The organism is Bacteroides ndongoniae (assembly GCF_900108345.1).
GTDB classification, from domain to species: Bacteria; Bacteroidota; Bacteroidia; order Bacteroidales; family Bacteroidaceae; genus Bacteroides; species Bacteroides ndongoniae.
Genome location: NZ_FNVV01000013.1, coordinates 1213972 through 1237131 on the forward strand (window position 1 = coordinate 1213972; position 23160 = coordinate 1237131).

Annotated in this window: 17 protein-coding genes, 2 tRNA genes and 2 pseudogenes; 11 read left to right on the top strand and 10 right to left on the bottom strand. The window is 48.3% G+C overall.

Annotated elements, in window-relative coordinates; translation table 11 throughout:
- The first annotated feature begins 26 nt into the window (after window positions 1–26).
- The 4 genes from yajC to BQ5591_RS09525 all read left to right on the top strand — a co-directional run bounded on the left by yajC (window position 27) and on the right by BQ5591_RS09525 (window position 2548).
- On the top strand, window positions 27–362 hold the full coding sequence (gene yajC, locus BQ5591_RS09510) for a preprotein translocase subunit YajC (RefSeq protein WP_022164252.1): 336 nt from the start codon (window positions 27–29) through the stop codon (window positions 360–362).
- An 18-nt stretch (window positions 363–380) separates the two neighbouring features.
- Window positions 381–1403, top strand: coding sequence for a CdaR family protein (locus BQ5591_RS09515; RefSeq protein WP_071149123.1), 1023 nt, complete (start codon window positions 381–383; stop codon window positions 1401–1403).
- Window positions 1393–1971: a dephospho-CoA kinase gene (coaE, locus tag BQ5591_RS09520; RefSeq protein ID WP_071149124.1), complete on the top strand. Its 579-nt coding sequence runs from the start codon at window positions 1393–1395 to the stop codon at window positions 1969–1971. Before BQ5591_RS09515 ends, coaE begins: the two co-directional genes overlap by 11 nt.
- A 148-nt stretch (window positions 1972–2119) precedes the next feature.
- A complete protein-coding gene (locus BQ5591_RS09525; protein WP_022164255.1) occupies window positions 2120–2548 on the top strand; it encodes a DUF5606 family protein in 429 nt (142 codons plus the stop codon).
- Window positions 2549–2661: 113 nt separating this feature from the next.
- On the opposite strand, the gene BQ5591_RS09530 is transcribed toward BQ5591_RS09525, so the two are convergent.
- Together BQ5591_RS09530 and clpB are read right to left on the bottom strand one after the other, a co-directional pair.
- Complete coding sequence (locus BQ5591_RS09530; RefSeq protein ID WP_022164256.1) at window positions 2662–3129, bottom strand: nucleoside deaminase; 468 nt, start codon at window positions 3127–3129, stop codon at window positions 2662–2664.
- A 232-nt stretch (window positions 3130–3361) separates the two neighbouring features.
- Window positions 3362–5956: an ATP-dependent chaperone ClpB gene (clpB, locus tag BQ5591_RS09535; RefSeq protein ID WP_071149125.1), complete on the bottom strand. Its 2595-nt coding sequence runs from the start codon at window positions 5954–5956 to the stop codon at window positions 3362–3364.
- 305 nt (window positions 5957–6261) lie between these two features.
- On the opposite strand from clpB, the gene BQ5591_RS09540 reads away from it, so the two are divergent.
- Both BQ5591_RS09540 and BQ5591_RS09545 read left to right on the top strand, forming a co-directional pair.
- Complete coding sequence (locus BQ5591_RS09540) at window positions 6262–6867, top strand: DUF6621 family protein (protein ID WP_071149126.1); 606 nt, start codon at window positions 6262–6264, stop codon at window positions 6865–6867.
- A 1-nt stretch (window position 6868) separates the two neighbouring features.
- A pseudogene (locus tag BQ5591_RS09545) lies at window positions 6869–7435 on the top strand (LysR family transcriptional regulator); the annotation flags it as partial.
- A 167-nt stretch (window positions 7436–7602) separates the two neighbouring features.
- On the opposite strand, the gene BQ5591_RS09550 reads toward BQ5591_RS09545, so the two are convergent.
- Window positions 7603–8889, bottom strand: coding sequence for an IS1380 family transposase (locus BQ5591_RS09550; protein WP_071147970.1), 1287 nt, complete (start codon window positions 8887–8889; stop codon window positions 7603–7605).
- A 136-nt stretch (window positions 8890–9025) separates the two neighbouring features.
- On the opposite strand from BQ5591_RS09550, the pseudogene BQ5591_RS09555 reads away from it, so the two are divergent.
- A pseudogene (locus BQ5591_RS09555) lies at window positions 9026–9352 on the top strand (LysR substrate-binding domain-containing protein); the annotation flags it as partial.
- Window positions 9353–9356: 4 nt separating this feature from the next.
- Here the strand turns inward: BQ5591_RS09555 and BQ5591_RS09560 are convergent.
- From BQ5591_RS09560 to rho, 6 genes are all read right to left on the bottom strand, one after another.
- The gene (locus BQ5591_RS09560) at window positions 9357–10994 is read right to left on the bottom strand and encodes a B12-binding domain-containing radical SAM protein (RefSeq protein WP_071149412.1); all 1638 of its coding nucleotides are present in this window, start codon (window positions 10992–10994) and stop codon (window positions 9357–9359) included.
- A gap of 93 nt (window positions 10995–11087) precedes the next feature.
- A tRNA-His gene (locus tag BQ5591_RS09565) sits at window positions 11088–11161 on the bottom strand.
- 91 nt (window positions 11162–11252) lie between these two features.
- On the bottom strand, window positions 11253–12398 hold the full coding sequence (locus BQ5591_RS09570; RefSeq protein WP_071149127.1) for a CapA family protein: 1146 nt from the start codon (window positions 12396–12398) through the stop codon (window positions 11253–11255).
- Between the two features lie 10 nt (window positions 12399–12408).
- Entirely contained in the window at window positions 12409–13290 is an 882-nt protein-coding gene (gene folD, locus BQ5591_RS09575; protein WP_071149128.1) for a bifunctional methylenetetrahydrofolate dehydrogenase/methenyltetrahydrofolate cyclohydrolase FolD, read from the bottom strand.
- A gap of 153 nt (window positions 13291–13443) precedes the next feature.
- Window positions 13444–14769, bottom strand: coding sequence for a signal recognition particle protein (gene ffh, locus BQ5591_RS09580; protein WP_071149129.1), 1326 nt, complete (start codon window positions 14767–14769; stop codon window positions 13444–13446).
- A 63-nt stretch (window positions 14770–14832) separates the two neighbouring features.
- Complete coding sequence (rho, locus tag BQ5591_RS09585) at window positions 14833–16860, bottom strand: transcription termination factor Rho (RefSeq protein ID WP_071149130.1); 2028 nt, start codon at window positions 16858–16860, stop codon at window positions 14833–14835.
- Between the two features lie 292 nt (window positions 16861–17152).
- Between rho and BQ5591_RS09590 the strand changes: the two genes are divergently transcribed.
- The gene (locus BQ5591_RS09590; protein WP_071149131.1) at window positions 17153–17989 is read left to right on the top strand and encodes a 4Fe-4S binding protein; all 837 of its coding nucleotides are present in this window, start codon (window positions 17153–17155) and stop codon (window positions 17987–17989) included.
- Here BQ5591_RS09590 and tilS read toward each other — a convergent pair.
- The gene (gene tilS, locus BQ5591_RS09595) at window positions 17979–19256 is read right to left on the bottom strand and encodes a tRNA lysidine(34) synthetase TilS (protein WP_071149132.1); all 1278 of its coding nucleotides are present in this window, start codon (window positions 19254–19256) and stop codon (window positions 17979–17981) included. The genes BQ5591_RS09590 and tilS overlap by 11 nt on opposite strands.
- A 421-nt stretch (window positions 19257–19677) precedes the next feature.
- Here tilS and feoB point away from each other — a divergent pair, with 421 nt between their 5' ends.
- From feoB to BQ5591_RS09610, 3 genes are all read left to right on the top strand, one after another.
- A complete protein-coding gene (gene feoB / locus BQ5591_RS09600) occupies window positions 19678–22149 on the top strand; it encodes a ferrous iron transport protein B (protein ID WP_071149133.1) in 2472 nt (823 codons plus the stop codon).
- Between the two features lie 284 nt (window positions 22150–22433).
- Window positions 22434–22505, top strand: a tRNA-Cys gene (locus tag BQ5591_RS09605).
- 99 nt (window positions 22506–22604) lie between these two features.
- Window positions 22605–23144 carry a TlpA family protein disulfide reductase gene (locus BQ5591_RS09610; RefSeq protein WP_071149134.1) on the top strand — a complete coding sequence of 180 codons (540 nt, stop codon included), beginning with the start codon at window positions 22605–22607 and terminating at the stop codon, window positions 23142–23144.
- Window positions 23145–23160 lie beyond the last annotated feature (16 nt).

Here is a 23160-nt window from a genome sequence, read left to right on the forward strand (position 1 = left end):
ATTTAAAAAACTAAAACTGAATATTTATGAATTTGATGACTGTATTCTTCCTGCAAGCTACTCCCGCAGGTCCTGCGGGTGGCGGTAGCATGATGTGGATTATGCTGATAGCCATGTTTGTGATCATGTATTTCTTTATGATTCGTCCGCAGAACAAGAAGCAAAAAGAAATTGCCAATTTCCGTAAATCGCTTCAGGTTAATCAGAAAGTGATTACTGCCGGAGGTATTCATGGTGTGGTCAAAGAAATCAATGATAATGACGTGATTCTTGAGATTGCTTCTAATGTAAAGATCCGTATTGATAAGAATTCTATTTTTGCCGCTGCTGCCGATGCTAATGGTAGCCAGGCTGCAAAATAAAGGAAGGAATATGAGCCTATGCTCGATCGTAGTAATATAAAGAGCAAATACTCTAAGATTGCTGCACAAGTGAAGAACTTTCTGCTCAGTGCCAAGAGCAGAGAGTTCTTCATTTTTTTGTTTTTCTTTTTTATAGCCAGTGGTTTCTGGTTGTTGCAGACGTTGAACAACGACTATGAAACGGAGTTCTCCGTCCCTGTGCGGTTGAAAGGGGTACCTGATAATGTTGTTATCACTTCGGAACCGGCTACAGAGTTGCATATCAAAGTGAAGGACAAAGGCACTGTATTGTTGAACTATATGTTAGGGAAGAGTTTCTATCCTCTTGCTATTAATTTCGATGAATACAAGACGAGTGACAACAGCAATCATGTGCGTATCGTTTCGTCTGAATTCGAGAAGAAAATTCTTAGTCAGCTGAATGTGTCAACACGTTTGCTCGCTATGAAGCCGGACACGTTAGAGTATTATTATTCTACTGGTGATTCGAAACTGGTACCAGTGAAGTTGTTGGGTGAGGTGAATGCCGGCAGGCAATATTATTTGTCGGATACTGTTTTTACGCCTGATTCGGTATTGGTGTATGCTTCGAAAGAGGCTTTAGACACTATAACTGCGGCCTATACGAAATGGGTCAGACAGGATGAGATTACTGATACGTTGAAGCAACAGGTTGGTCTGATGGCACGCAAAGGAATAAAATATGTTCCATCTTCGGTTGACATGATGTTACCTGTTGATATTTATACGGAGAAAACGGTAGAAGTACCTTTACGGGGTGTTAACTTCCCGGCCGACAAGGTGCTGCGGGCTTTTCCTTCGAAAGTACAAGTCACTTTTCAGGTAGGACTAAGCCGCTTCAGGAAGATTACAGCTGATGATTTTCATATTCGTGTATCGTATGAAGAACTGCTGCTGTTGGGTTCGGACAAGTATAAAGTGAAGTTGGGACATGTGCCGGAAGGAGTCACGCAAGTACGTATCCATCCGGAGCAGGTAGACTTTTTGATAGAGCAAATACCATCGGATTATGGCAATTAAGATAGGAATAACGGGGGGAATAGGCAGTGGAAAAAGTGTTGTGTCCCGTTTACTCGAAGTGATGGGAGTGCCTGTTTATATCTCTGATGTTGAAACAAAGAAACTGATGCTGACGGACGGAGAAATACGTCGGAAGCTGGTAGATTTGCTGGGCGACGAAGTGTATGCAGGTGGTGTTTTGAACAAGCCGATGCTGGCTTCGTATCTTTTTGCTTCGGAGCAACATGCACGTGAGGTCAATGCAATTGTCCATCCGCAGGTGAAGAAGGATTTCCGCCGATGGGTGCAGGAACACGAAAAGTTTCCTTTGGTAGGTATCGAATCGGCCATTCTGATAGAGGCTGGTTTTACAGCCGAAGTGGACAAAGTACTGATGGTATATGCGCCTCGTGAGGTACGTATAGCGCGTGCGATAGAACGTGACAGTTCGTCGCGCAAATTGATTGAACAGCGCATCCGTAGTCAGATGGATGACGAGGTGAAACGCCGTCAGGCCGATTTTGTGATAGTGAACGACGGTGAGAAAACTTTGATACCACAAGTCCGGGAATTGCTTGCATCGTTGTAGAAAAAGAAGATATGCCTTGCTTCCTGTCTTGGGTCAAAGGACGGGTGTAAGCAAAAATAAGTAACCTTATTTTGTATTCTCTTTAGCTTGCATTATCTTTGCCATCCGATTAAAATTACTATTAACTAAATAAAATAAGAATAGAGTTATGTTGAAGACTATTTTGTCTATCTCTGGAAAACCAGGATTGTATAAACTTGTTTCTCAAGGAAAGAATATGCTGATTGTAGAATCAATTGTGGATAAAAAACGCTTCCCGGCTTACGGTAACGAAAAGATTATTTCGTTGGGTGATATTGCCATGTATACGGATGCAGAAGATATTCCATTGAGAGATGTACTGGTTTCTATGAAGAAGAAAGAGAATGGTGCTGCTGTAGTTATGGATCTGAAGAAGGCTACATCAGAGGAACTTCGTACTTATCTGGCAGAAGTATTGCCAAACTTCGACCGCGACCGTGTACATTCTTCCGATATTAAAAAGCTGATTTCCTGGTACAATCTGCTGGTAGCAGCCGGTTTGACAGATTTCGAAGAGGTTGCAGAAGAGCAGGAAGAAGCCGCTGAAGAAAAATAAAAAGACACTACTTTGGGATTAGATACAAAAATGAGTGTATCAGAAAGTGGAACGTTCAGTTCGTGAGTTTCTGATACACTCATTTTTTTTTGTTATCAATAGTGTTTATTTCCTTAATATTCCACCTTATCTTCTTTTTTCATCCACATATCGAAGGCTTTGATGGCCTCTTCGGGCAATACTATTTCAGATGGCAATTTGCGTCGGTCTTTAGGTAATTCCAGTTCATCGTAGATGAAGGAGTCATCGAAACCGATATTCTTGGCATCTGTCTTGTTGTTTCCGTAATACATTTTATCCAAATGTGCCCAGTAGATGGCACCCAGGCACATGGGGCAGGGTTCGCAGGAGGTATAGATTTCGTATCCGCTCAGGTCGAATGTTCCGAGTTTCTCGCAAGCGGCACGTATGGCGCTTACCTCGGCGTGGGCTGTAGGGTCGCAGTTGGAAGTCACACGATTGACTCCAGTAGCTACAATCTGTCCGTCTTTGGCGATGACTGCGCCAAAAGGACCTCCACCATTTTCTACGTTTTCAACAGATAGCTCTATGGCTTTTCTCATTAATTCTTCTTTCGTCATAGTTTTTGGCTTTTCGTTACACGAGGTAAAGATAATACTTATGTGCCATATTTTTCCCAGTTAGGAAAATATTTCTCTCTAACTGGGAAAAATTTTTTTCCTAACTGGACAAAAAAATGAGCTTCCGTATCAGCATAAAAAAAGCAGGTCTGCACAAATAAGTTGTGAAGATCTGCTTTTTATGTGAGGACTTAGCCGACTGCATGTTCAGCTAAGTCTTTTTTTGTATGCTTTAGTTCCGGAACAGAAGACCGTCGCCTGTGGCGTTTACGTCTACGATAATAGGACGGCTGCGGTCTACTTCCTGTGCCAGCAACTTCTTAGACAAGTCGTTGAGCAGGTAGTGCTGGATAGCACGTTTTACAGGACGGGCACCAAATTCAGGATCATATCCGGCATTTGCCAGGAAGTTGATGGCGGTGTCGGTGAGCTGTAATTCCACTCCGTTGCCTTCGAGCATTCTACGTACACTGTTGATTTGCAGTGTTACGATTTGCTTGATCTGAGGCTCGGTCAGCGGCAGGAACATGATGGTTTCGTCTATACGGTTAAGGAATTCCGGCCGTATCGATTTCTTCAGCATGTTCATCACTTCGCGCTTGGTTTCTTCTACAATCTGTTCCTTGTTGCTGCCATTCAGCTTTTCCATCTGGCTTTGAATGTACGAACTTCCCATGTTGGACGTCATGATGATGATGGTGTTCTTGAAGTTCACCGTACGTCCTTTGTTATCGGTCAGACGTCCATCGTCGAGTACTTGCAGCAAGATGTTGAATACGTCCGGATGTGCTTTCTCGATTTCATCGAACAATACTACCGAATAAGGTTTACGCCTTACGGCTTCGGTCAGCTGACCACCTTCATCGTATCCGACGTATCCGGGAGGCGCTCCGACCAGACGGGAGACGCTGTGTTTCTCCTGATACTCGCTCATGTCGATACGGGTCATCATCGTTTCGTCGTCGAACAGAAATTCTGCCAGTGCCTTTGCCAATTCGGTTTTACCTACACCAGTCGTACCCAGGAAGAGGAACGAACCGATAGGCCGTTTGGGATCTTGCAACCCGGCACGACTACGGCGAACAGCGTCGGCAACGGCTTCGATGGCTTCATCCTGACCGATGACACGCTTGTGGAGTTCTTCTTCCAGATGGAGGAGTTTTTCCTTTTCGCTTTGCAGCATCTTGCTGACAGGTATTCCTGTCCAGCGCGATACAACGTCGGCTATGTCTTCGGCATCTACCTCTTCTTTGATCATGGCCTTATCGCCTTGCATGGCATGCAGTTTCTGCTGGGTCTCTTCTATTTCCTTGTTCAATGCCTGAAGCTTGCCGTAACGGATTTCGGCTACTTTGCCGTAATCGCCCTCGCGTTCAGCTTTTTCGGCTTCGAATTTCAGGTTTTCGATTTCGACCTTGTTCTGCTGAATCTTGTTTACCAGCGTCTTTTCGCTTTGCCATTTGGCTTTGTACGAGCTTTCCTGTTCTTTGAGTTCGGCCAGTTCCTTACCGATTTGTTCCAGTTTGGCTTTGTCGTCCTCGCGCTTGATGGCTTCGCGCTCGATTTCCAATTGCTTTATTTTACGCGAAATTTCATCCAGCTCTTCAGGTACGGAGTCTACTTCCATACGCAGTTTGGCTGCTGCTTCATCCATCAGGTCGATGGCCTTATCGGGCAGAAAACGGTCGGTAATGTATCGGTTACTCAACTCGACTGCGGCAATGATGGCATCGTCTTTGATACGTACGTGGTGATGGTTTTCGTAACGTTCTTTCAGTCCACGCAGAATAGAGATGGTGCTCAGCGTATCCGGTTCGTTGACCATGACGGTTTGGAATCGACGTTCCAGTGCCTTGTCCTTCTCGAAATATTTCTGATATTCGTCGAGGGTTGTAGCACCGATGCTTCGCAATTCGCCACGAGCCAGTGCAGGCTTCAGTATGTTGGCAGCATCCATAGCCCCTTCGCCTTTGCCAGCACCTACCAGTGTGTGGATTTCGTCGATGAAAAGGATGATGTTACCTTCCGACTTTTTCACTTCGTTGATAACGGCTTTTAAACGTTCCTCAAACTCACCTTTGTATTTGGCACCGGCTACCAAGGCACCCATATCCAGCGAATATACCTGCTTGTTCTTCAGGTTTTCGGGCACATCGCCACGCAGGATACGGTGGGCAAGTCCTTCCACGATAGCAGTCTTACCGGTACCCGGTTCACCTATCAGGATAGGGTTGTTTTTGGTACGTCGGCTCAGAATCTGAAGTACACGACGAATTTCTTCGTCACGTCCGATGACAGGGTCGAGCTTTCCGCTTCGTGCAGCCTCATTCAGGTTGATGGCGTATTTCTCCAGCGATTGATAAGTGTCTTCGCTCGATTGTGAAGTGACCTTTGAACCTTGTCGCAATTCGTTGATGGCGGTACGCAGTTCTTTTTCAGTCATACCGGCATCCTTCAGGATGCTGGAGGCTGTACTCTTCACTGTAAGCAAAGCCAACAGGATGGGTTCAAGCGAAACAAATTCGTCATTCATTTCCTTGGAGTAGTCCATAGCCTTTTGCAATACTTCGTTGGCTTCACGGCTCAGATAAGGTTCGCCACCCGATACTTTAGGCAATGACTCTATCTGTTTGTCGAGCACGATTGCCAGCTGTTGTGCGTTCATGCCCAACTTCTGGAAGATGAAGTTGGTAACGTTTTCGCCTACCTTCATCACTCCCTGCAGCAGGTGTACCGGTTCGATGGCCTGTTGCCCCCGGCGTTGTACCAGGTTTACGGCCTCTTGAACGGCTTCTTGCGCTTTGATGGTAAAGTTGTTAAAGTTCATATTTTAATCTCCTTTCTTTTTTTCATCAGTTGTTTTACACCCCATATGAGGCAAAAGTTTTGCCAATGTCTTGTTTCGGACAAAATGTCATGATTTATTATTAAATCCAATGTCAACTTGGCATAATTACTGCATTGTCGTCGTGTTTTGCTTGATATAGAGCAATTCTGTTGTTGGGCGAGGTATTGAAGCTGAGCGTGCAAATGGCGAGCTGGCATCGGATATTCGGCAGGAAGAATGCTGCATGAGTCAAGTATATTATTTATATTTGTAGCATATTTAAGGTATTGATGTAAACATACGAAATGATGGAAAACAATAATAAGGTGAAATTTGCAGAGAATGTGATTCTGCTGGATGCAGCCTTCTTGAACGAGGTAGTGGCAGGAATCAGAACGTGGATGGAGGGAGAATTGGATAGGACATTGCCACTTCTTGATTTGCCCGGTTGGCTGAACCTGCTTGCACTGGATGCCGGGATTCGTACAGAGGGGAATGATATTCAGGTGATTCTGGTGTATGATGAACCGAATAAGAATTTGAAATGTTGTGAACCTTCTGGCTTGTCTGCTTTGGAGGGAATGGCTTGCCGGATTCCTTTGGGCGAACTATCGTTTTCGTGTGTCAATCCGGAAGGTATTACGGACTGTGGAAGCTTGTTTGTTGACCTGATGTCGTTGGCGCTTGATTCAGCCGAGGTGAAACGCCTGGTCTTAGTGCCTTATTTGCGTGCTTTTGGTGGCCGGGTGGATGAACTGCTTCATAAATATTTTAATGAGAACGATGAAGAGGCTTGCTCTAAACCGATACTTTTCACTATGGAGCAACCTGTCAGTCCTGTGAATTATAAGTGGGATTTTGTTTCTTTCTCTTTGGCAGGAGCGTTGGGAATCAAACCGGAGGAACTGTGAAATGAGTGATTTCCGGTTAAAGGTCTTCCAGTCGGTAGCTAATAATCTTAGCTTTACCAAGGCTTCTCAGGAACTGTTTATCAGTCAGCCTGCCATTACCAAGCATATTCAGGAGCTTGAGACGGCTTATCAGACACGTCTGTTCGACCGTCAGGGCAGTAAGATTTCGCTGACTCAGTCGGGACGGTTGCTGTTGAAGCATTGCGAACGGATTCTGGATGAATACAAACGCCTGGAATATGAAATGCATTTATTGCACAATGAGTATCGGGGAGAGCTTCGTCTGGGGGCCAGCAGTACCATTGCGCAGTATGTACTTCCACCGTTACTGGCCAGTTTTATTGCCAAGTTTCCTCACATCAGTCTTTCGCTTCTGAGCGGCAATTCGCGTGAGGTGGAAACGGCGTTGCAGGAGCATCGTATCGATTTGGGATTAGTGGAAGGTGTGTTTCGCTTGCCTAACCTGAAATATACCTCTTTTCTGGAAGACGAACTTGTGGCGGTAGTTCATACCCGTAGCCGTTTGTCGTTGCCCGATGAGATAACTCCCAAAGATTTGATAAACCTCAAATCCGCAACCGCCCTCATAAGATGACACAGAGGTCAAAAAGGTAGCGACACTGTGGCAAAAGAGGGTGCAACGCAGCAAAAATCGCCACAAAGACGCATTAAATCCCCTTACCCCACCATGCGACTTGAGGCAATACGCAAAATCACGACCATAAGTTGTCGGTGTCATCCAAAGTCATTCTGGAACACATCAGCATAAGCGTTGTTGCATGAATAGATATTCAGCACATACTGCCTTGATGTCCTGACCCATTTGGCTGGCACAGAGATGAACTTGAAGACAAACGCCTTGATGCGGCTTGTTGCTTTGAGTCCGAACCTCTTCACGTCAAGCCTCGCCATGATGAATTTATAGAAGTTGCGTATGAGTGCCGTAAGCAGAAGAAACACCGTGTTTTCTCCCATGAAGGATTTTGGAAGCCTGTTCCAGCCGAATCCGTTATTCATGTCATCGAAGATGCGTTCCTTCCCTCCACGGAGGTTATAGAATTCGACAATCTCTTTCTCGGAAGACTCGTAGTCATTTGTAAGGATGCAGCGGTAGGTGTATTCTCCTTCCCACAGGTCGAGTTCGCCGTCTATCCGCTTCTGTCTTTGAATCACAAGACGGTATGCCTTCCCTTTCCATTTCTCGATGAGAATGGAGGCCAGCTCAAACTCAATGCCGCCCAATTCCACTTTCTTCCAACCTCTGAGGGCAAAGATGTCATTGTAGAGCGAACTGCATCGGTTGGCACGGATATAGAAGGTCTTGCAGTGTTTAGCAATCTCTTCCACTATCTCTTCAGAACACGAGCCGCAATCAGCTCTGAAACGGTTGATCATAAGCTTGTTCTTTTCAAACCTTTCAAAGAACCTCTTCAGCGTGTCCTTCTGGTGGAAACGGACATTTGTGTTGCCGTCGCTGTTCTCAATGCCGACAATCAAGTCGCCAATAACCGCCACGCCAGGACGGTATCCGAGAAACTTCTTGTATGTGGGTTTCGCATCAAACTTCTCAGCCTCTATGAACTGGTGGTCGAAGTCAACGTCATACCCCTCGCCATCTTTCAGCTGCCCTGTGGACAATAGGCAATTGAGGAGCAGTGTATTCAGCATGTCTGCCGTGTTTAAGTCGTAGGTCTTGCCAGTGTCGGATGTGTAGGAAATGTTATCCTGGGTCAGTTCCTTTATGGCTCTGAGAATCGTGTCGGCACTGCATGTGCGAAGTGTCGGATGAAGCGAGAGGTGATACATCAGATGAGTGGTGACATCCTCTATGCATGAGCCGCCACAGAAATAAACGCTCATAAGCGAACGGATGATTTCGCTGTATTGATAACCATACAGCCTACATCTCATACCGAGGGTTGAGTCGATTACAGATGAGAGATTGGAGTCAAATTGCTCCATTATTGAAAAAATTCCTCCAAAAGGAGAGAGTTTCTCAGATTTTATTGCTACCTTTGCCATGTCTGTCGGGTTTGATACATATTTTGATTTGCAACACTAAGATAGGTGAAAAATCTGACATGGCAAAATCCTGAGCAACTTTTTGTTGCTCAGGTACTTATAAAATAAGTTAAACTAAAATGCTGCGGAATTTAGGATAAACATTCCGTTGGTGCTTCGTGAACGGGGATCGGGAACATTGGACGTCATAGAAAGGGCTTTGCTGCAGCATGATATCAAGCTTTCGTCCTTGCAAGTGCTGATGTATCTGGGCAGTACGGAAAGCATTAAGCTTTTTCTTGAAAATTCCGATTGTATGGGAATTGTTTCTGTCCGTTCCATAAGCAAAGAGCTGGCAGCCGGCATATTTCGTGTGATAGAGATTAAAGATATGCCAATGATGCGTGCACTCAACTTTGTGGGGCTGCAGGGACAAGAAGGAGGGCTGGCACAAGTGTTCATGCAGTTTGCCGAACACTTCTGACCTTTTAGCTATATGCCCTGAAGACCGGTTTGCTCATTTGTATTTCCGACTCAAAGCCGAACCAGTGTCCGTGTTCCAGTGTCTCGTCAACAGGAAGGAAGCAGAGCCGTAGGGTGGGCTTGTATTGTCCATAGATTACTTTCCAGTCCGTGGGGGGTATTTGTCTTTTGGTACGAACTCTTTCTGCTGGAAGTTTTTTCAGCGACATGCCGGCTTCAATCCATGCAATGCTGGCATCCGTCAGATATTGCGGGTAGTTGAGCTTGCAATATTCGTAGAGTATCAGGCCTCTCTTTTCTAAACTCATAGGCTGGTCGATGAAATTCTTCTCTGTGAGGTACGTCAGGAAGTTGTTCAGAAAATACCGGTCAGTCAGGATAAAGGTTCTGGTTAGTGCTTGCCAGGCAGGCACATTGTAGAAACCGTCCAGCAACCGGGAGAGGCGGCGTGCTGTTTGCAATTCGTTGCAGCTTATTTCATTGGTTTGTAGCACTTCGTAGGGAGGGTATGGAGAGTAGCATATCCCCAGTTCGGAAGCGCGTCTTCTCATCTCTGTTCCTGGCAGCAACTTTAGTGACTCCAGCTGAATTTCTCCGGCCTGATATTCTGCCAACGTACGGATATCTTCGAATATTTCAGCCAGATGATACAGCGGCAGGCCGGCAATGAGGTCGGCATGGGTTTCCATGTTGGGTAATGAACATAGAAATTTCAATCCTTCAAGGGCATCTTCCAGTTTACCCATTCTTCTGCTGCGTTCCAGGACGGGGGCATGCAGGCTTTGTATGCCGGCTTCAAGATGCAGCAACCCTTGGGGAAGCTGCTTAAGTTCTTCTTTCAGTCCCTCGGAAAGCAGGGCAGGGTGTATTTCGAGATGAAAACGAATGTCGGGGGAGAATTCCAGGAAGAGTTGTAGCAGTTCTTTGGCCCGGCGTGTATTGTAGTTGAAGGTGCGGTCGAGAACACGGACATTACGGATGCCATGTTGATGAATGAGCTGTAAGCGCTCTCTGATTTGTTCGATAGGGAGTGTGCGCACAGGCTTTTCTCCACCGCTGACGCAAAAGGCACAGGTATTAAAACATCCGCGAGTCGTTTCGAGCTGTACAAACGGTTTGTCCCAGTTGAAGAAATAACTTTCTTCAGGAGGCACAAGTGCCTGGAAGTTTTGTACACGGGCTATTCCGTTGTCTTTGTATTGTTGTTGCGGATCAATGTAGCAAAGGCCGGGAATGTGTGTCCACTGTTCTGGCTGGTTCCAGCATGATAGCCATTGTGGAAAGGCTTCTTCGCCTTCTCCCCTAAAAACGCAATTGACAAATGGATGATTACGGAGGTAAGCTTCGTTATCGCCCAGAAATTCCGGACCACCCAATATCAGGCAGCTTTGCGGGAGAAGTGCTTTTAGGCGGGTGCAGATGTGCAAAAGTTGCTCATGATTGAAAAGCCACGCAGTTGCGGCTAAAATATCTGGATGGTAGCGATAGATGTTGTCGACAATCATGCCGATATTCTCGTTGATGGTAGCCGATACTTTTATCCATTCGATGTTCTGATTGGAGGCGATTTGTGCGTGGAGCGCCGGGAGTGCCAACGAAGAATGGGCATACGAGCTGTTCAAGTCTATCCAGAGTATTTTCATATCCATTGCAGCATTAGTCGGTGTCGGACCGATAGTGGGTGACTATAACATAAAAAAAGAGGAAAATCATTGCTGAATTTCCTCTTTAGCGGGGGTGGCAGATGGGACTCGAACCCACGACATTCAGAACCACAATCTGACGCTCTAACCAACTGAACTACAGCCACCATGTTAGTGCATTTCTTAAATGCGGTGCAAAGATATGGATTATCTTTGAATCTGCAAAGAAATGGATGAAAAAAAATTAGTGTTTTACTATTATTTTTTGTTTTCACCGATTCCGATGTTGTGTTTCTGAAGCAAGCTGCGGGTGTTATCTACAAAGATTTTCAGTCGTTTACGCGCTTCTTCTGGCAATAAGTCTGCTGGAAGCCCTACAGGATGTAGAACAAAGTTTTTTGTGTGGCTGTATCTGGGCGGAATGGTCCATACCAGATTATAGCTACATTTCTTCACTTTACAGTAGGGGTAGGGAGTTAGCTGCGATGGGTGCGGCTTCCTGGAAGAGAGTTCAAATGAAGACGGAGGTATCGGGTGGCAGCGCAAAGGGTATTTTTCCAGTTCTAATGTGAAAATGAGTCCTCCGTCGGTGTTGGGGGCACTCATATTTGAGATAAAATTTCCCAGTGAATATGCGATGACGTGTTGCTGCGTTCCGTTAGTACGTAGTTCCATAGGCTGTACGACGTGTGGATGCGAGCCAATGATGTGGGTTACTCCTTGCTGTAGCAACCAGTTGGCGAGGGAGCGTTGCTCGTCGTTGGGAAGACGTTGATATTCCTCGCCCCAGTGCATGCAGGCGATGATGGCATCCGGACGATATGTTTTTGCCCGCCGGATATCGTTCTGCATGACGGTTTTGTCGATGCGGTTGACGATGTTGGGTGTCGTGGTCGGAATACCGTTTGTTCCGTAGGTATAATTAAGCAGGGCGATGCGGAATCCTTTTTTCTCGATAATCAGGGGATAGCTTGACCTGCGATCTGCACTGTCGCGGTAAGTTCCGGCATGCGGGATGTTCAGAGAGTCGAGCATGAGCAGTGTACGTTCCAGTCCTTGCTTTCTGCGGTCCAGACAATGGTTGTTTGCAGTCAGCAATATGTCGAATCCTGCGTCTTTGATGGCTTTTAAATATTCATCGGGGGCACTGAATGCCGGATAGCCTTTATAGGGCCGTCCGCCTAACGTGACTTCCAGGTTGCCGATGGCTATGTCGGCTTGGGCTATCTGTTCTTTGACCAGTGAGAAGCAGGGGGAATAGTCATACGTGCCTTGCGGAGTACGGGCGGCATCGATCTGTGCCTGATGTTGCATCAGGTCACCAACAAACAACAGCGTAATCCTTTCCTGTGCGGAAAGAATTACGCTGTATAATATTGCAACTACTGCAAGCAAGGTTTTCATAACCTTGTTCTTATTGATAAATAGCTTTTTTACCGGCCAGCAGTGTATTCTTCATCAGTGAGACGATTGTCATCGGGCCTACACCACCGGGAACAGGAGTGATGAATGAACATTTGGGAGCTACTTCATCGAACTTGACATCGCCTGTCAGTTTGAAGCCGGATTTTCTGCTGGCATCGGGTACGCGTGTTGTACCTACATCGATGATGACAGCTCCTTCCTTTACCATTTCGGCTTTCACGAAGTTGGGTTGTCCCATGGCAGCAATAATGATGTCTGCTTCCTGGCATTCTTTCACCAGATCCTTGCTGCGGCTATGACAAACGGTAACTGTTGCATCGCCCGGATATGCCTTTTGCATCATAAGCGAAGCCATCGGTTTTCCTACAATGTTGCTGCGGCCCAGGATAACACATTTCTTACCGGAGGTTTCGATATTGTATCTTTTCAGCAGTTCGAGAATGCCGTTGGGGGTAGCCGATACGTAGCAAGGTAATCCGATGGACATACGTCCCACATTGATGGGGTGGAAGCCGTCTACATCCTTACGGTAGTCGATGGTTTCGATTACTTTCTGCTCGGAGATGTGTTTGGGCAAAGGGAGCTGTACAATGAATCCGTCTACATCGTCATCTTCGTTCAGTTCGCGTACCTTGGCCAGTAACTCTTCTTCGGTCACATCGGCTTCGTAGCGGATCAACGTCGATTTGAATCCACATACTTCGCATGCTTTTACTTTGTTGGCAACGTAGGTTTCGCTACCTCCGTCGTGTCCGACAAGGATGGCTGCCAAATGAGGACGCTTGCCTCCGCGAGCCACAATTTCCGCCACTTCGGCGGCAATCTCTTGTTTTACCTGTTCTGAAATTGCTTTTCCGTCGATTAATGTCATAGTGTTTTTTATTTTATTATTGTCTGATTTTGCCTATGCAGCTAAGTTTTCCGCTCAAAGGTAACGCTAAATCTTCAGATGCCATAATAAAAGAGGGAGAAAATCATTGAATTTCCTCCCTCTTCCGAATTTCTATGGAATGATTCCTGTATTTTATTTCTTCAGTTTCGGCATCATCATTTTACCCATCTTGCTGCCGGTCACCATCTTCATCATCTTACGGGTCTGGTCGAACTGCTTCAGCAGACGATTTACTTCCTGGATGTTGGTACCGCTACCTTTGGCAATGCGCTGGCGGCGTGAACCGTTCAGGATTTCGGGGTTGGTACGTTCCTTCGGAGTCATGGAGTTGATGATGGCTTCGATGCTCTTGAAGGCGTTATCGTCGATGTCGATGTCTTTGATGGCTTTGCCTACACCCGGGATCATGGAAACCAAGTCCTTCAGATTACCCATCTTCTTGATTTGCTGAATCTGACTCATGAAATCGTTGAAGTCGAACTGGTTTTTCTGAATCTTCTTTTGCAGGCGTTTGGCTTCTTCTTCATCGTATTGTTCCTGTGCACGTTCTACCAGCGAAACGATATCACCCATGCCGAGGATACGGTCGGCCATACGGGCGGGGTGGAACTGGTCGATGGCTTCGAGCTTCTCGCCCGTACCGATGAATTTGATAGGCTTGTTGACTACCGAACGGATAGACAGTGCGGCACCACCGCGTGTGTCACCATCGAGTTTCGTCAGAACAACACCGTTGAAGTCGAGGCGTTCGTTGAATTCCTTGGCGGTATTGACAGCATCCTGACCGGTCATGGCATCAACCACGAAGAGGATTTCGTTGGGGTTAATGGCTTTCTTGATGGCTGCAATCTCGTTCATCATCTCTTCGTCGATAGCCAGACGACCGGCAGTATCGACAATGACGAGGTCGTAACCTTTAGCCTTAGCCTCCTGAATGGCGTTTTGTGCGATGGCTACCGGATTCTTGCTGTCGGGTTCCGAGTACATAGGTACACCGATCTGCTCGGCCAGTACGCGCAACTGCTCGATAGCTGCCGGACGGTATACGTCACAGGCTACCAACAGCGGCTTGCGGTTTTTCTTGCTTTTCAGCATGCGTGCCAGTTTGCCGGAGAAGGTAGTCTTACCGGAACCTTGCAGACCGGACATCAGGATGACAGCGGGCTTTCCGTCGAGGTTGATTTCAGACGTCTCGCCACCCATCAGACGGGTCAGCTCGTCATGCACGATCTTTACCATCAACTGGCTGGGCTTTACGGCTGTCAGTACGTTTTGTCCCAGTGCTTTCTCTTTGACTGTATCTGTGAAACTTTTGGCTACTTTGTAGTTGACGTCGGCATCGAGCAAGGCTTTACGGACGTCTTTCAGCGTTTCGGCTACGTTGATTTCGGTGATTTTGCCTTCACCTTTCAGAATCTTGAATGATCTTTCGAGTCTTTCACTTAGATTATCGAACATAATATCAGTGTAATTTCAGATTATACGTATTCGTTAATATTTCGACGATAGGCTGTCTTTGTATCAGCTGTTCATACTCATCAGGAACTCGTCGTTGTCTTTGGTTTTCTCCAGACGGTCTTTTACGAAGTCCATGGCTTCTATCGGAGTCATGTCGGCCAAGTACTTGCGTAGAATCCACATGCGGTCGAGTGTCTGCTTGTCCTGAAGCAGGTCGTCGCGACGAGTGCTCGAAGCAACGATGTTGACAGCCGGGAAGATACGCTTGTTGGACAGGTTGCGATCGAGTTGCAACTCCATGTTACCTGTACCTTTGAATTCTTCAAAGATTACCTCGTCCATCTTCGACCCCGTGTCGATAAGTGCTGTGGCCAGGATAGTAAGCGAACCACCGCCTTCGATGTTACGTGCGGCACCGAAGAAGCGTTTAGGCTTGTGCAATGCATTGGCGTCGACACCTCCCGAAAGCACTTTACCAGAAGCCGGTGATACGGTGTTGTAGGCGCGGGCCAGTCGGGTGATAGAATCGAGGAAGATGACAACATCGTGTCCGCATTCTACCAGTCGTTTGGCTTTCTCCAATACGATGCCGGCAATCTTGACGTGGCGTTCGGCCGGTTCGTCGAAGGTAGAAGCGATGACCTCGGCATTGACCGTACGTGCCATGTCGGTTACTTCTTCCGGGCGCTCGTCGATGAGCAGCATGATCATGTATACTTCCGGATGGTTGGCGGCGATGGCGTTGGCAATGTCTTTCATCAGGATGGTCTTACCCGTCTTGGGCTGTGCTACGATAAGAGCACGCTGACCCTTTCCGATGGGAGCAAAGAGGTCGACTACACGGGCTGATAAAGAGTCGGAGTAACCGCCTTTGCACAACTTGAACTTTTCATCGGGGAAGAGTGGGGTAAGGTGTTCGAACGGCACGCGGTCGCGTATGAACGCCGGGTCGCGTCCGTTGATCTTAGAGACCTTAACCAGCGGGAAATATTTTTCACCTTCCTTGGGAGGACGGATAACACCGTCGACCACATCACCAGTCTTCAGACCGAAGAGCTTGATTTGGGATTGTGATACGTAGATGTCGTCGGGCGATGACAGGTAGTTGTAATCGGACGAGCGCAGGAATCCGTATCCGTCTTGCATAATTTCCAGTACGCCGGTACCGGTCAGGATGTCGTCGAATTCGTATGCTTTCTCGCGTTCGGGCTGTTTGCGTTCCTGTGCAGCAGCGTTTTCGTTTGTATTTTGCTGTTGTGCAGGACGTTGTTGTGCCTGGCGCTGATTGTTGTTATTATTGTTGTTGTTATTATTGTTGTTACGGTTGTTGTCGCGCTGACGGATGCGGGGACGCTGTTGCTGAGGCTGAGGCGTCTGCACCGGTTCGGCAGCAGGTACAGGAGGTTCGGCTTTGGTAGCCTCGAACTTTCCGATCAACTCGGACGGGAGCTCGAATTTATCTGTAGGAAGGTCTTCTATGGGGATAAAGTCGTCGTTGGCTTCGGCTATGATGGGGCTTTCGTCCTGTACGGCATTTTTTTCTTTGATGCTTTCTGCTTCAGGTTGCTGCGTTTCAGGCTTCATTTCCAGTTCGTCAGCCGGTGCGACTGTTGTCTCTTTGTCGGCAGTGGTTTCCGATTTGGCTTTGCGTGGCCGTCCGCGTCGTTTGGCAGCGGTGGATGTTTCTGCGTTTTCGGTGCTTGCTGCCGGTTCGGTTGTTTCTTCGTCAGCTTTCGGGGCTGTTGTGGTGGTGGCAACTTGGATGCTTACTTCGCTTGGGGCTTTTTCAGCTTTGTTGGCCTTTTTAGTGTTTTCTTTATTGGCTGTTTCTTCGTTTTTATTGGTTGCGGGCGCTTTCTCGCTATTTTCCTTCTTGTTGGAGCGTGGGCGTTTTTGTTTTTCTACTTTACGCTCTTCTTTCAGCTTGTCTGCTGCTACTTTTTTGGTAGCACCGGCAATGGCTTGCTCATCAAGTATTTTGTAAACCAGATCTTCTTTCTTGAGCGAATCTGTTTTTTTAATACCTAATTCTTTGGCAATAGCTTGTAGTTCCGACAGACTTTTGTCGTTTAATTGAATAATGTTATACATATAGTATATGTGTGATTGGTTAAAATTCTAGTTTTGAAAGATTACAGTCGCTAAGCTGCTCTGTTTGTTGGGGCAACGTCGGCAATGTACTTTATATTTTTATGATTTAATTGGGATATGTTATATTGAATCGGAAATCAGACAGGCATTTCCTGCCGCAACAGGATATTTCCGCATCTTTCAACGGCACAAAGATAATAATTATTTTTGGTTTTGTAAGCGGATTGTGTTTTTTTAATTTTAAAACTTTACCTTTGCCTTACTGTTTTTCAACCTATAAATTATTTTGCAAATGGATATAAAGGACGTTTATCAGATAACTTTTTCGCCTACAGGCACATCCAGACGGGTGGCCGAAGCGATTGTCAGAGGAACGGGTATCGAGCGTGTGGCTGTGGCAGACGTGACGCTGGAGACGGAGAAATCGTTGACGGTTCCGCGTCAGGCGCTTGCCGTGTTTGCGGTGCCGGTGTACGGAGGCCATGTGGCTCCGCTGGCACTGGAGCGTATGAAGGACATACGTTCGGACGAAGGGGCTCCGGCAGTGGTTGTGGTTGTGTACGGAAACCGTGCATACGAAAAGGCTTTGCAAGAACTTGACGCTTTTGTGTCGGCGCGCGGATTCAAGGTGATTGCGGGCGGCACGTTTATTGGTGAACATTCGTACAGCAATGAGCAATACCCCATTGCGGCGGGGCGTCCGGACGCGGCTGATGTAGAGTATGCCGAACAGTTCGGCATGAAGTTGCAGACGAAGATTGCTTCGGCGGCCGATATGGAACATTTGTATCCGGTGGACGTGACGAAGATTTTGCGGCCGCGCCAGCCGTTCTTCCCCCTGTTGCGCTTTGTGCGTAAGGTTGTGAAGCTGCGCAAGAGCGGGATGCCCATGCCGCGTACGCCCGAGGTGGATGCGGAGCGTTGCAACCACTGTGGCTACTGCGCGAAGCATTGTCCCGCCGGTGCCATAGTGAAGGGTGACGAGTGTCATACGCTGGCCGATAAGTGCATCCGCTGTTGTGCCTGCGTGAAAGGATGTCCGCAAAAGGCCCGCAGTTACGATACGCCGTTTGCCGAGATGCTTTCCACCTGTTTCCAGCGCGAAAAGGAAAACCGGATTATCTTGTAAGCAGTTTTATGATCAGTATTTTCCGGGTATGTTCGTCTACCCGGTAGCGGTTGTCTGTCCGTTCGCCTACCAGCCAGATGATGTTGTTGCCACAACACAGCACCCACTGCTGTTCTTTCTGCACGAGGGAGAACTTGCGGTCGGTCAGATAATCGCTTACCTTCTTTTTCCCTTTCATGCCGAAGGGGACAAACGTGTCTCCCTGCCTCCATAGGCGCAGGTCAAGCGGATGTTGTATCTTCCCGGCATCGAAGCAAGCGGTATTCTTGTCGCGGGGGATGGGGAAACCGGGGTAGTAATCCTGTTCTTCGGTTTGCAACTGGGGTGGACGGGCCGTGTGTTGCCGGTTCTCGATGAGCAGGTATTCGCGGTCCTTCACGACTTTCCATTCGGAAGCGATGAATACTTTTCCCGACTGTCCTGTGAGCGAAGCAAAGATGTCGTCGATTTGTGCGTGGTTAAAGCCCAGCGGAGCCAGCAGCTCGAACAGCAGTGTGGCGGGCGAAGGTTCCTGTAGCAGCAGAGGGATGCTGATTTGGCTGCCGTCGTACACGCGCTGCCGTCCTTCGTCTATACCTTTCTTATATATATAATAGGTGTCGTCCAGGTGGCGGGCGGTTTGCAGGATACTTTCTTTCACCGAGGGATTGATTTGCTGTAGCAGTGGCAGGATGTTCAGGCGTATTTTGTTGCGCGTATATTCGTCGTGCAGGTTGGTGCTGTCGGTGGCGTAGTCCTGGCCGATGCCGTGCAGGTAGTCGGTGATGTCCGTCCGCGACAGGCAGAGCAGAGGACGTACGATGCGGCCGTTCCGGGCGCGTATGCCTCGCAGTCCGTTGATGCCGGTGCCACGTATCAGGTTCAGCAGAAAGGTTTCTACGCTGTCGTCGCCATGATGGGCCACGGCGATGAGGTCGGCTCCGCAGGCAAGGCGTGTCTGTTCGAACCATTCGTAGCGCAGTTCGCGGGCAGCCATTTCGATGGAGATATGCCGCTGGGCGGCAACCTGCGTGGTGTCGAAGTGGGTGACGTGCAGCGGCACTTGCAGCCGGAGGCACAACTGGCGTACAAAGTTCTCGTCGCGGTCCGATTCGGCTCCGCGCAAGTGGAAGTTGCAGTGTGCGGCCTCGCACGAATAGCCCAGTTGCAGCAGCACTCTCAGCAGCGCCACGGAGTCGGCACCGCCACTCAAGGCTACAAGCAGCTTCTCGTGCGGGGCGAAAAGCTGTTCCTTCTCAATGTATTGCTTTACTTTTCCTGTTATCATGCAGCAAATATACGATAGAATTTTGCTTTTCGTATCGCTCTGTTAGTTTATATTTATTACTTTTATGGTGGTCGGTGTGCAAAATGCTGTGTATCAGTCGTGTATCTGGTCTCTGCTAATCCTTCAGCACTGGTCTGTCACAGTCGTATACTTAGGGTGCCTCGGTCGTATACTTAGGCTATCTCTGTCGTATACTTAGGGTATCTCAGTCGTATACTTAGGTACACTCGGCATACAAAGGTACTTTTCTCCATATTGCTTGTAAAGATATATGCTTGCCGGATGCAACTGTCACGATGGTAACTGCTGGCCGAAAAGTGGCGGTTATTTAAAAACATTCTAAATTATTTGTAGGCTACCGCTGAATGAACTATCTTTGTGGGCGGAAAATGTGGTATAATTAAGACGAAATATAGAAGTTATGCGTTTATCCGAACTGAAGACCGGTGAGAAAGGTGTGATAGTGAAAGTGTTAGGCCACGGTGGTTTCCGCAAGCGGATTGTGGAAATGGGCTTCATCAAAGGCAAGACCGTGGAGGTAGTTCTGAATGCTCCGCTGAGAGACCCTATCAAATACCGGGTGCTGGGATACGAAATCTCGTTGCGCCGGCAGGAAGCCGAAATGATTGAGGTAGTCAGCGAACAGGAAGCCAGGGAACAGTCCGTCGGGCTGGACTATCATAAGGGTGTCAGCGAAGACATCCACCTGAGTGACGAAGAGATGAAGCGCATCGCGCTGGGTAAACGCCGTACCATCAACGTGGCCCTGGTCGGCAATCCGAACTGCGGCAAGACGTCCTTGTTCAACATCGCATCCGGTTCGCACGAGCATGTGGGCAACTATAGCGGCGTTACGGTCGATGCCAAGGAAGGCTATTTCGACTTCCAGGGTTACCACTTCCGCATCGTCGACTTGCCGGGCACGTACTCCCTTTCGGCTTACTCTCCCGAAGAGATATACGTACGCCGCCACATCATCGACGAAACGCCCGACATCATCATCAATGTGGTCGATGCTTCGAATCTGGAGCGTAACCTCTATCTTACCACCCAGCTGATAGACATGAACGTGCGCATGGTCATTGCGCTCAACATGTTCGACGAGCTGGAAGCCAGCGGAAATACCCTCGACTACCTGAAGCTGAGCGAACTGATCGGTGTGCCGATGGTGCCCACCGTATGCCGTACCAGCAAGGGGGTCGACACCTTGTTCCATGTCATCATCGGCATGTACGAAGGAGGAGACTTTCTGGGCAAAGACGGAAAAATACGGCCCGACATCCTGAACGACCTGCGAAACTGGCACAAGGAATACGTGCCCGACCATGACTATGGCAGCCACAAGGAAGAACACGAACATCCCAACGGCTTCTTCCGCCACATCCACATCAACCACGGTCCCGAACTGGAGCGCAGCATCGACGAGGTGAAGCGCATCATCAGCGTCAACGAAAATATCCGCCACAAGTATTCGACCCGTTTTCTGGCCATCAAGCTGCTGGAGAACGACAAGGAACTGGAGAAGATGGTGGCCGACCTGCCCAACGGACAGGACATACTGAATGTGCGCGACAAAGAAGAGCAACGCCTGCGCAACTCCATCGGTGAAGACAGTGAGCAGGCTATCACGGATGCGAAGTACGGATTCATATCGGGTGCCCTGAAGGAGACGTACGTCGATAACCACATGGACCGCGAACGCACCACCCGCGTTATCGACTCCATCGTCACCCACCGCATCTGGGGATATCCAATTTTCTTCCTGTTCCTTTACATCATGTTTCAGGCAACGTTCGTACTGGGTGAATATCCGATGCAAGGCATCGAATGGCTGGTCGACGCGTTAGGTGGTCTGATACGCAACAACATGGCCGAAGGACCACTGAAGGACATGCTGGTCGACGGAATAATAGGCGGTGTGGGCGGTGTGATTGTCTTCCTGCCCAACATCCTGATACTGTATTTTTTCATTTCGCTGATGGAAGACTCGGGCTACATGGCGCGTGCGGCATTCATCATGGACAAGATCATGCACAAGATGGGGTTGCACGGGAAGTCGTTCATACCGCTCATCATGGGCTTTGGCTGTAACGTGCCGGCCATCATGGCATCGCGCACCATTGAGAACCGCAAGAGCCGTCTTATCACCATGCTCATCACTCCGCTGATGTCGTGCAGTGCCCGTCTGCCTATCTATCTGGTACTGGTAGGAGCCTTCTTCCCCCACAACGCCAGTCTGGTCATGCTGGCCATCTATGCCATCGGCATCCTGCTGGCCGTGCTGATGGCGCGCCTCTTCAGCCGATTCCTGGTCAAGGGCGACGATACTCCGTTCGTCATGGAGCTGCCTCCTTACCGCCTTCCTACTTCGAAGTCCATCTTCCGCCATACGTGGGAGAAAGGTGCCCAGTATTTGCGCAAGATGGGAGGCATCATCATGGTAGCGTCGATTGTCATCTGGGCATTGGGGTATTATCCCAGCCACGATTCGTACAGCACGGTAGCCGAACAGCAGGAAAACTCGTACATCGGCATGATAGGAAAAGCAATAGAACCGGTCATTGAGCCGCTGGGATTCGACTGGAAGTTGGGAGTAGGTATACTTTCCGGCGTAGGAGCGAAGGAGTTGGTCGTAAGTACCTTGGGTATACTCTACACGGACGATGCCGAGGCCGACGCCGCCAGTCTGGGCGAACGCATACCGATCACCCCGCTGGTAGCCTTCTGTTATATGGTCTTCGTCCTGATATACTTCCCCTGTATAGCCACACTGGCGGCCATTAAGGGAGAGTCGGGAAGCTGGAAGTGGGGACTGTTTACGGCAGTATACACCACAGTGCTTGCCTGGATTGTAGCCTTTGTTGTTCATCAGGTGGGAGGACTGTTGTTATGAGCCATTGGCAAGAATGGGTAGTAGCACTGCTACTTTTGTGCTGTCTGTACTGGATAGGCCGACGGATTCGTATGTTTTTTCGCCGGATGAATGAAAAAAACAATCCGTGCGCAAACTGTGTAACGGGCTGTGACATAAAGAGATTATACGATGAGAAGCGTTCGGCTTGCGGTAAAAACCAAAAAATATCGAAGAAAAAATGCTGCGGATAGTTGGTAATTAGAAAAAATGCATTACCTTTGCAACCGCAATCGAGAAACAAGAGAGTTTCGCCGAAACAAAACGGTACCTTGGATGAGTGGCTTAGTCAGCGGTCTGCAAAACCGTGTACGGCAGTTCGAATCTGCCAGGTACCTCAGAACAGAAGCACATGCAACGATGTGCTTCTGTTTTTTTATGCCTTTTCCTTTCCCTGTTAGTTGTGCAAGACATTCCTATTTACTATATTTGTAGGCATGAAAACAAGAGTAAATATTCTGATAGCGTCTTTATTGCTCGTGTGCAGCGCATTGATGGCACAGGAGAAGGTAGTAGCCGACAGTACGGGCTACATTGTCAAGGTAGGGGATATGGCCCCGGATTTCAGCATGCAGTTGACCGACGGGAAAACAGTAACCCTGTCCGAACTTCGTGGCAAGGTGGTCATGCTGCAGTTTACGGCAAGCTGGTGCGGAGTATGCCGCAAGGAGATGCCTTTTATCGAAAAGGATATCTGGCAGAAACACCGGGTAGATGATGATTTTGCCCTGTTCGGCATCGACCGTGACGAACCGCTGGAGAAAGTGAAGGCTTTTGCCAAGTCTACAGGGGTGACCTATCCGCTGGGCTTGGATCCGGGTGCGGATATCTTTGCCCGCTACGCCCTGCGCCAGTCGGGCATCACCCGCAATGTGCTGATCGACAAGACGGGTCGTATTGTGATGTTGACCCGCTTGTACAATCCGGAAGAGTTTGCAGCCTTGGTACGTAAAATCGAAGAGATGCTGTCCGAATAAACCTGCCGTCTCGCAC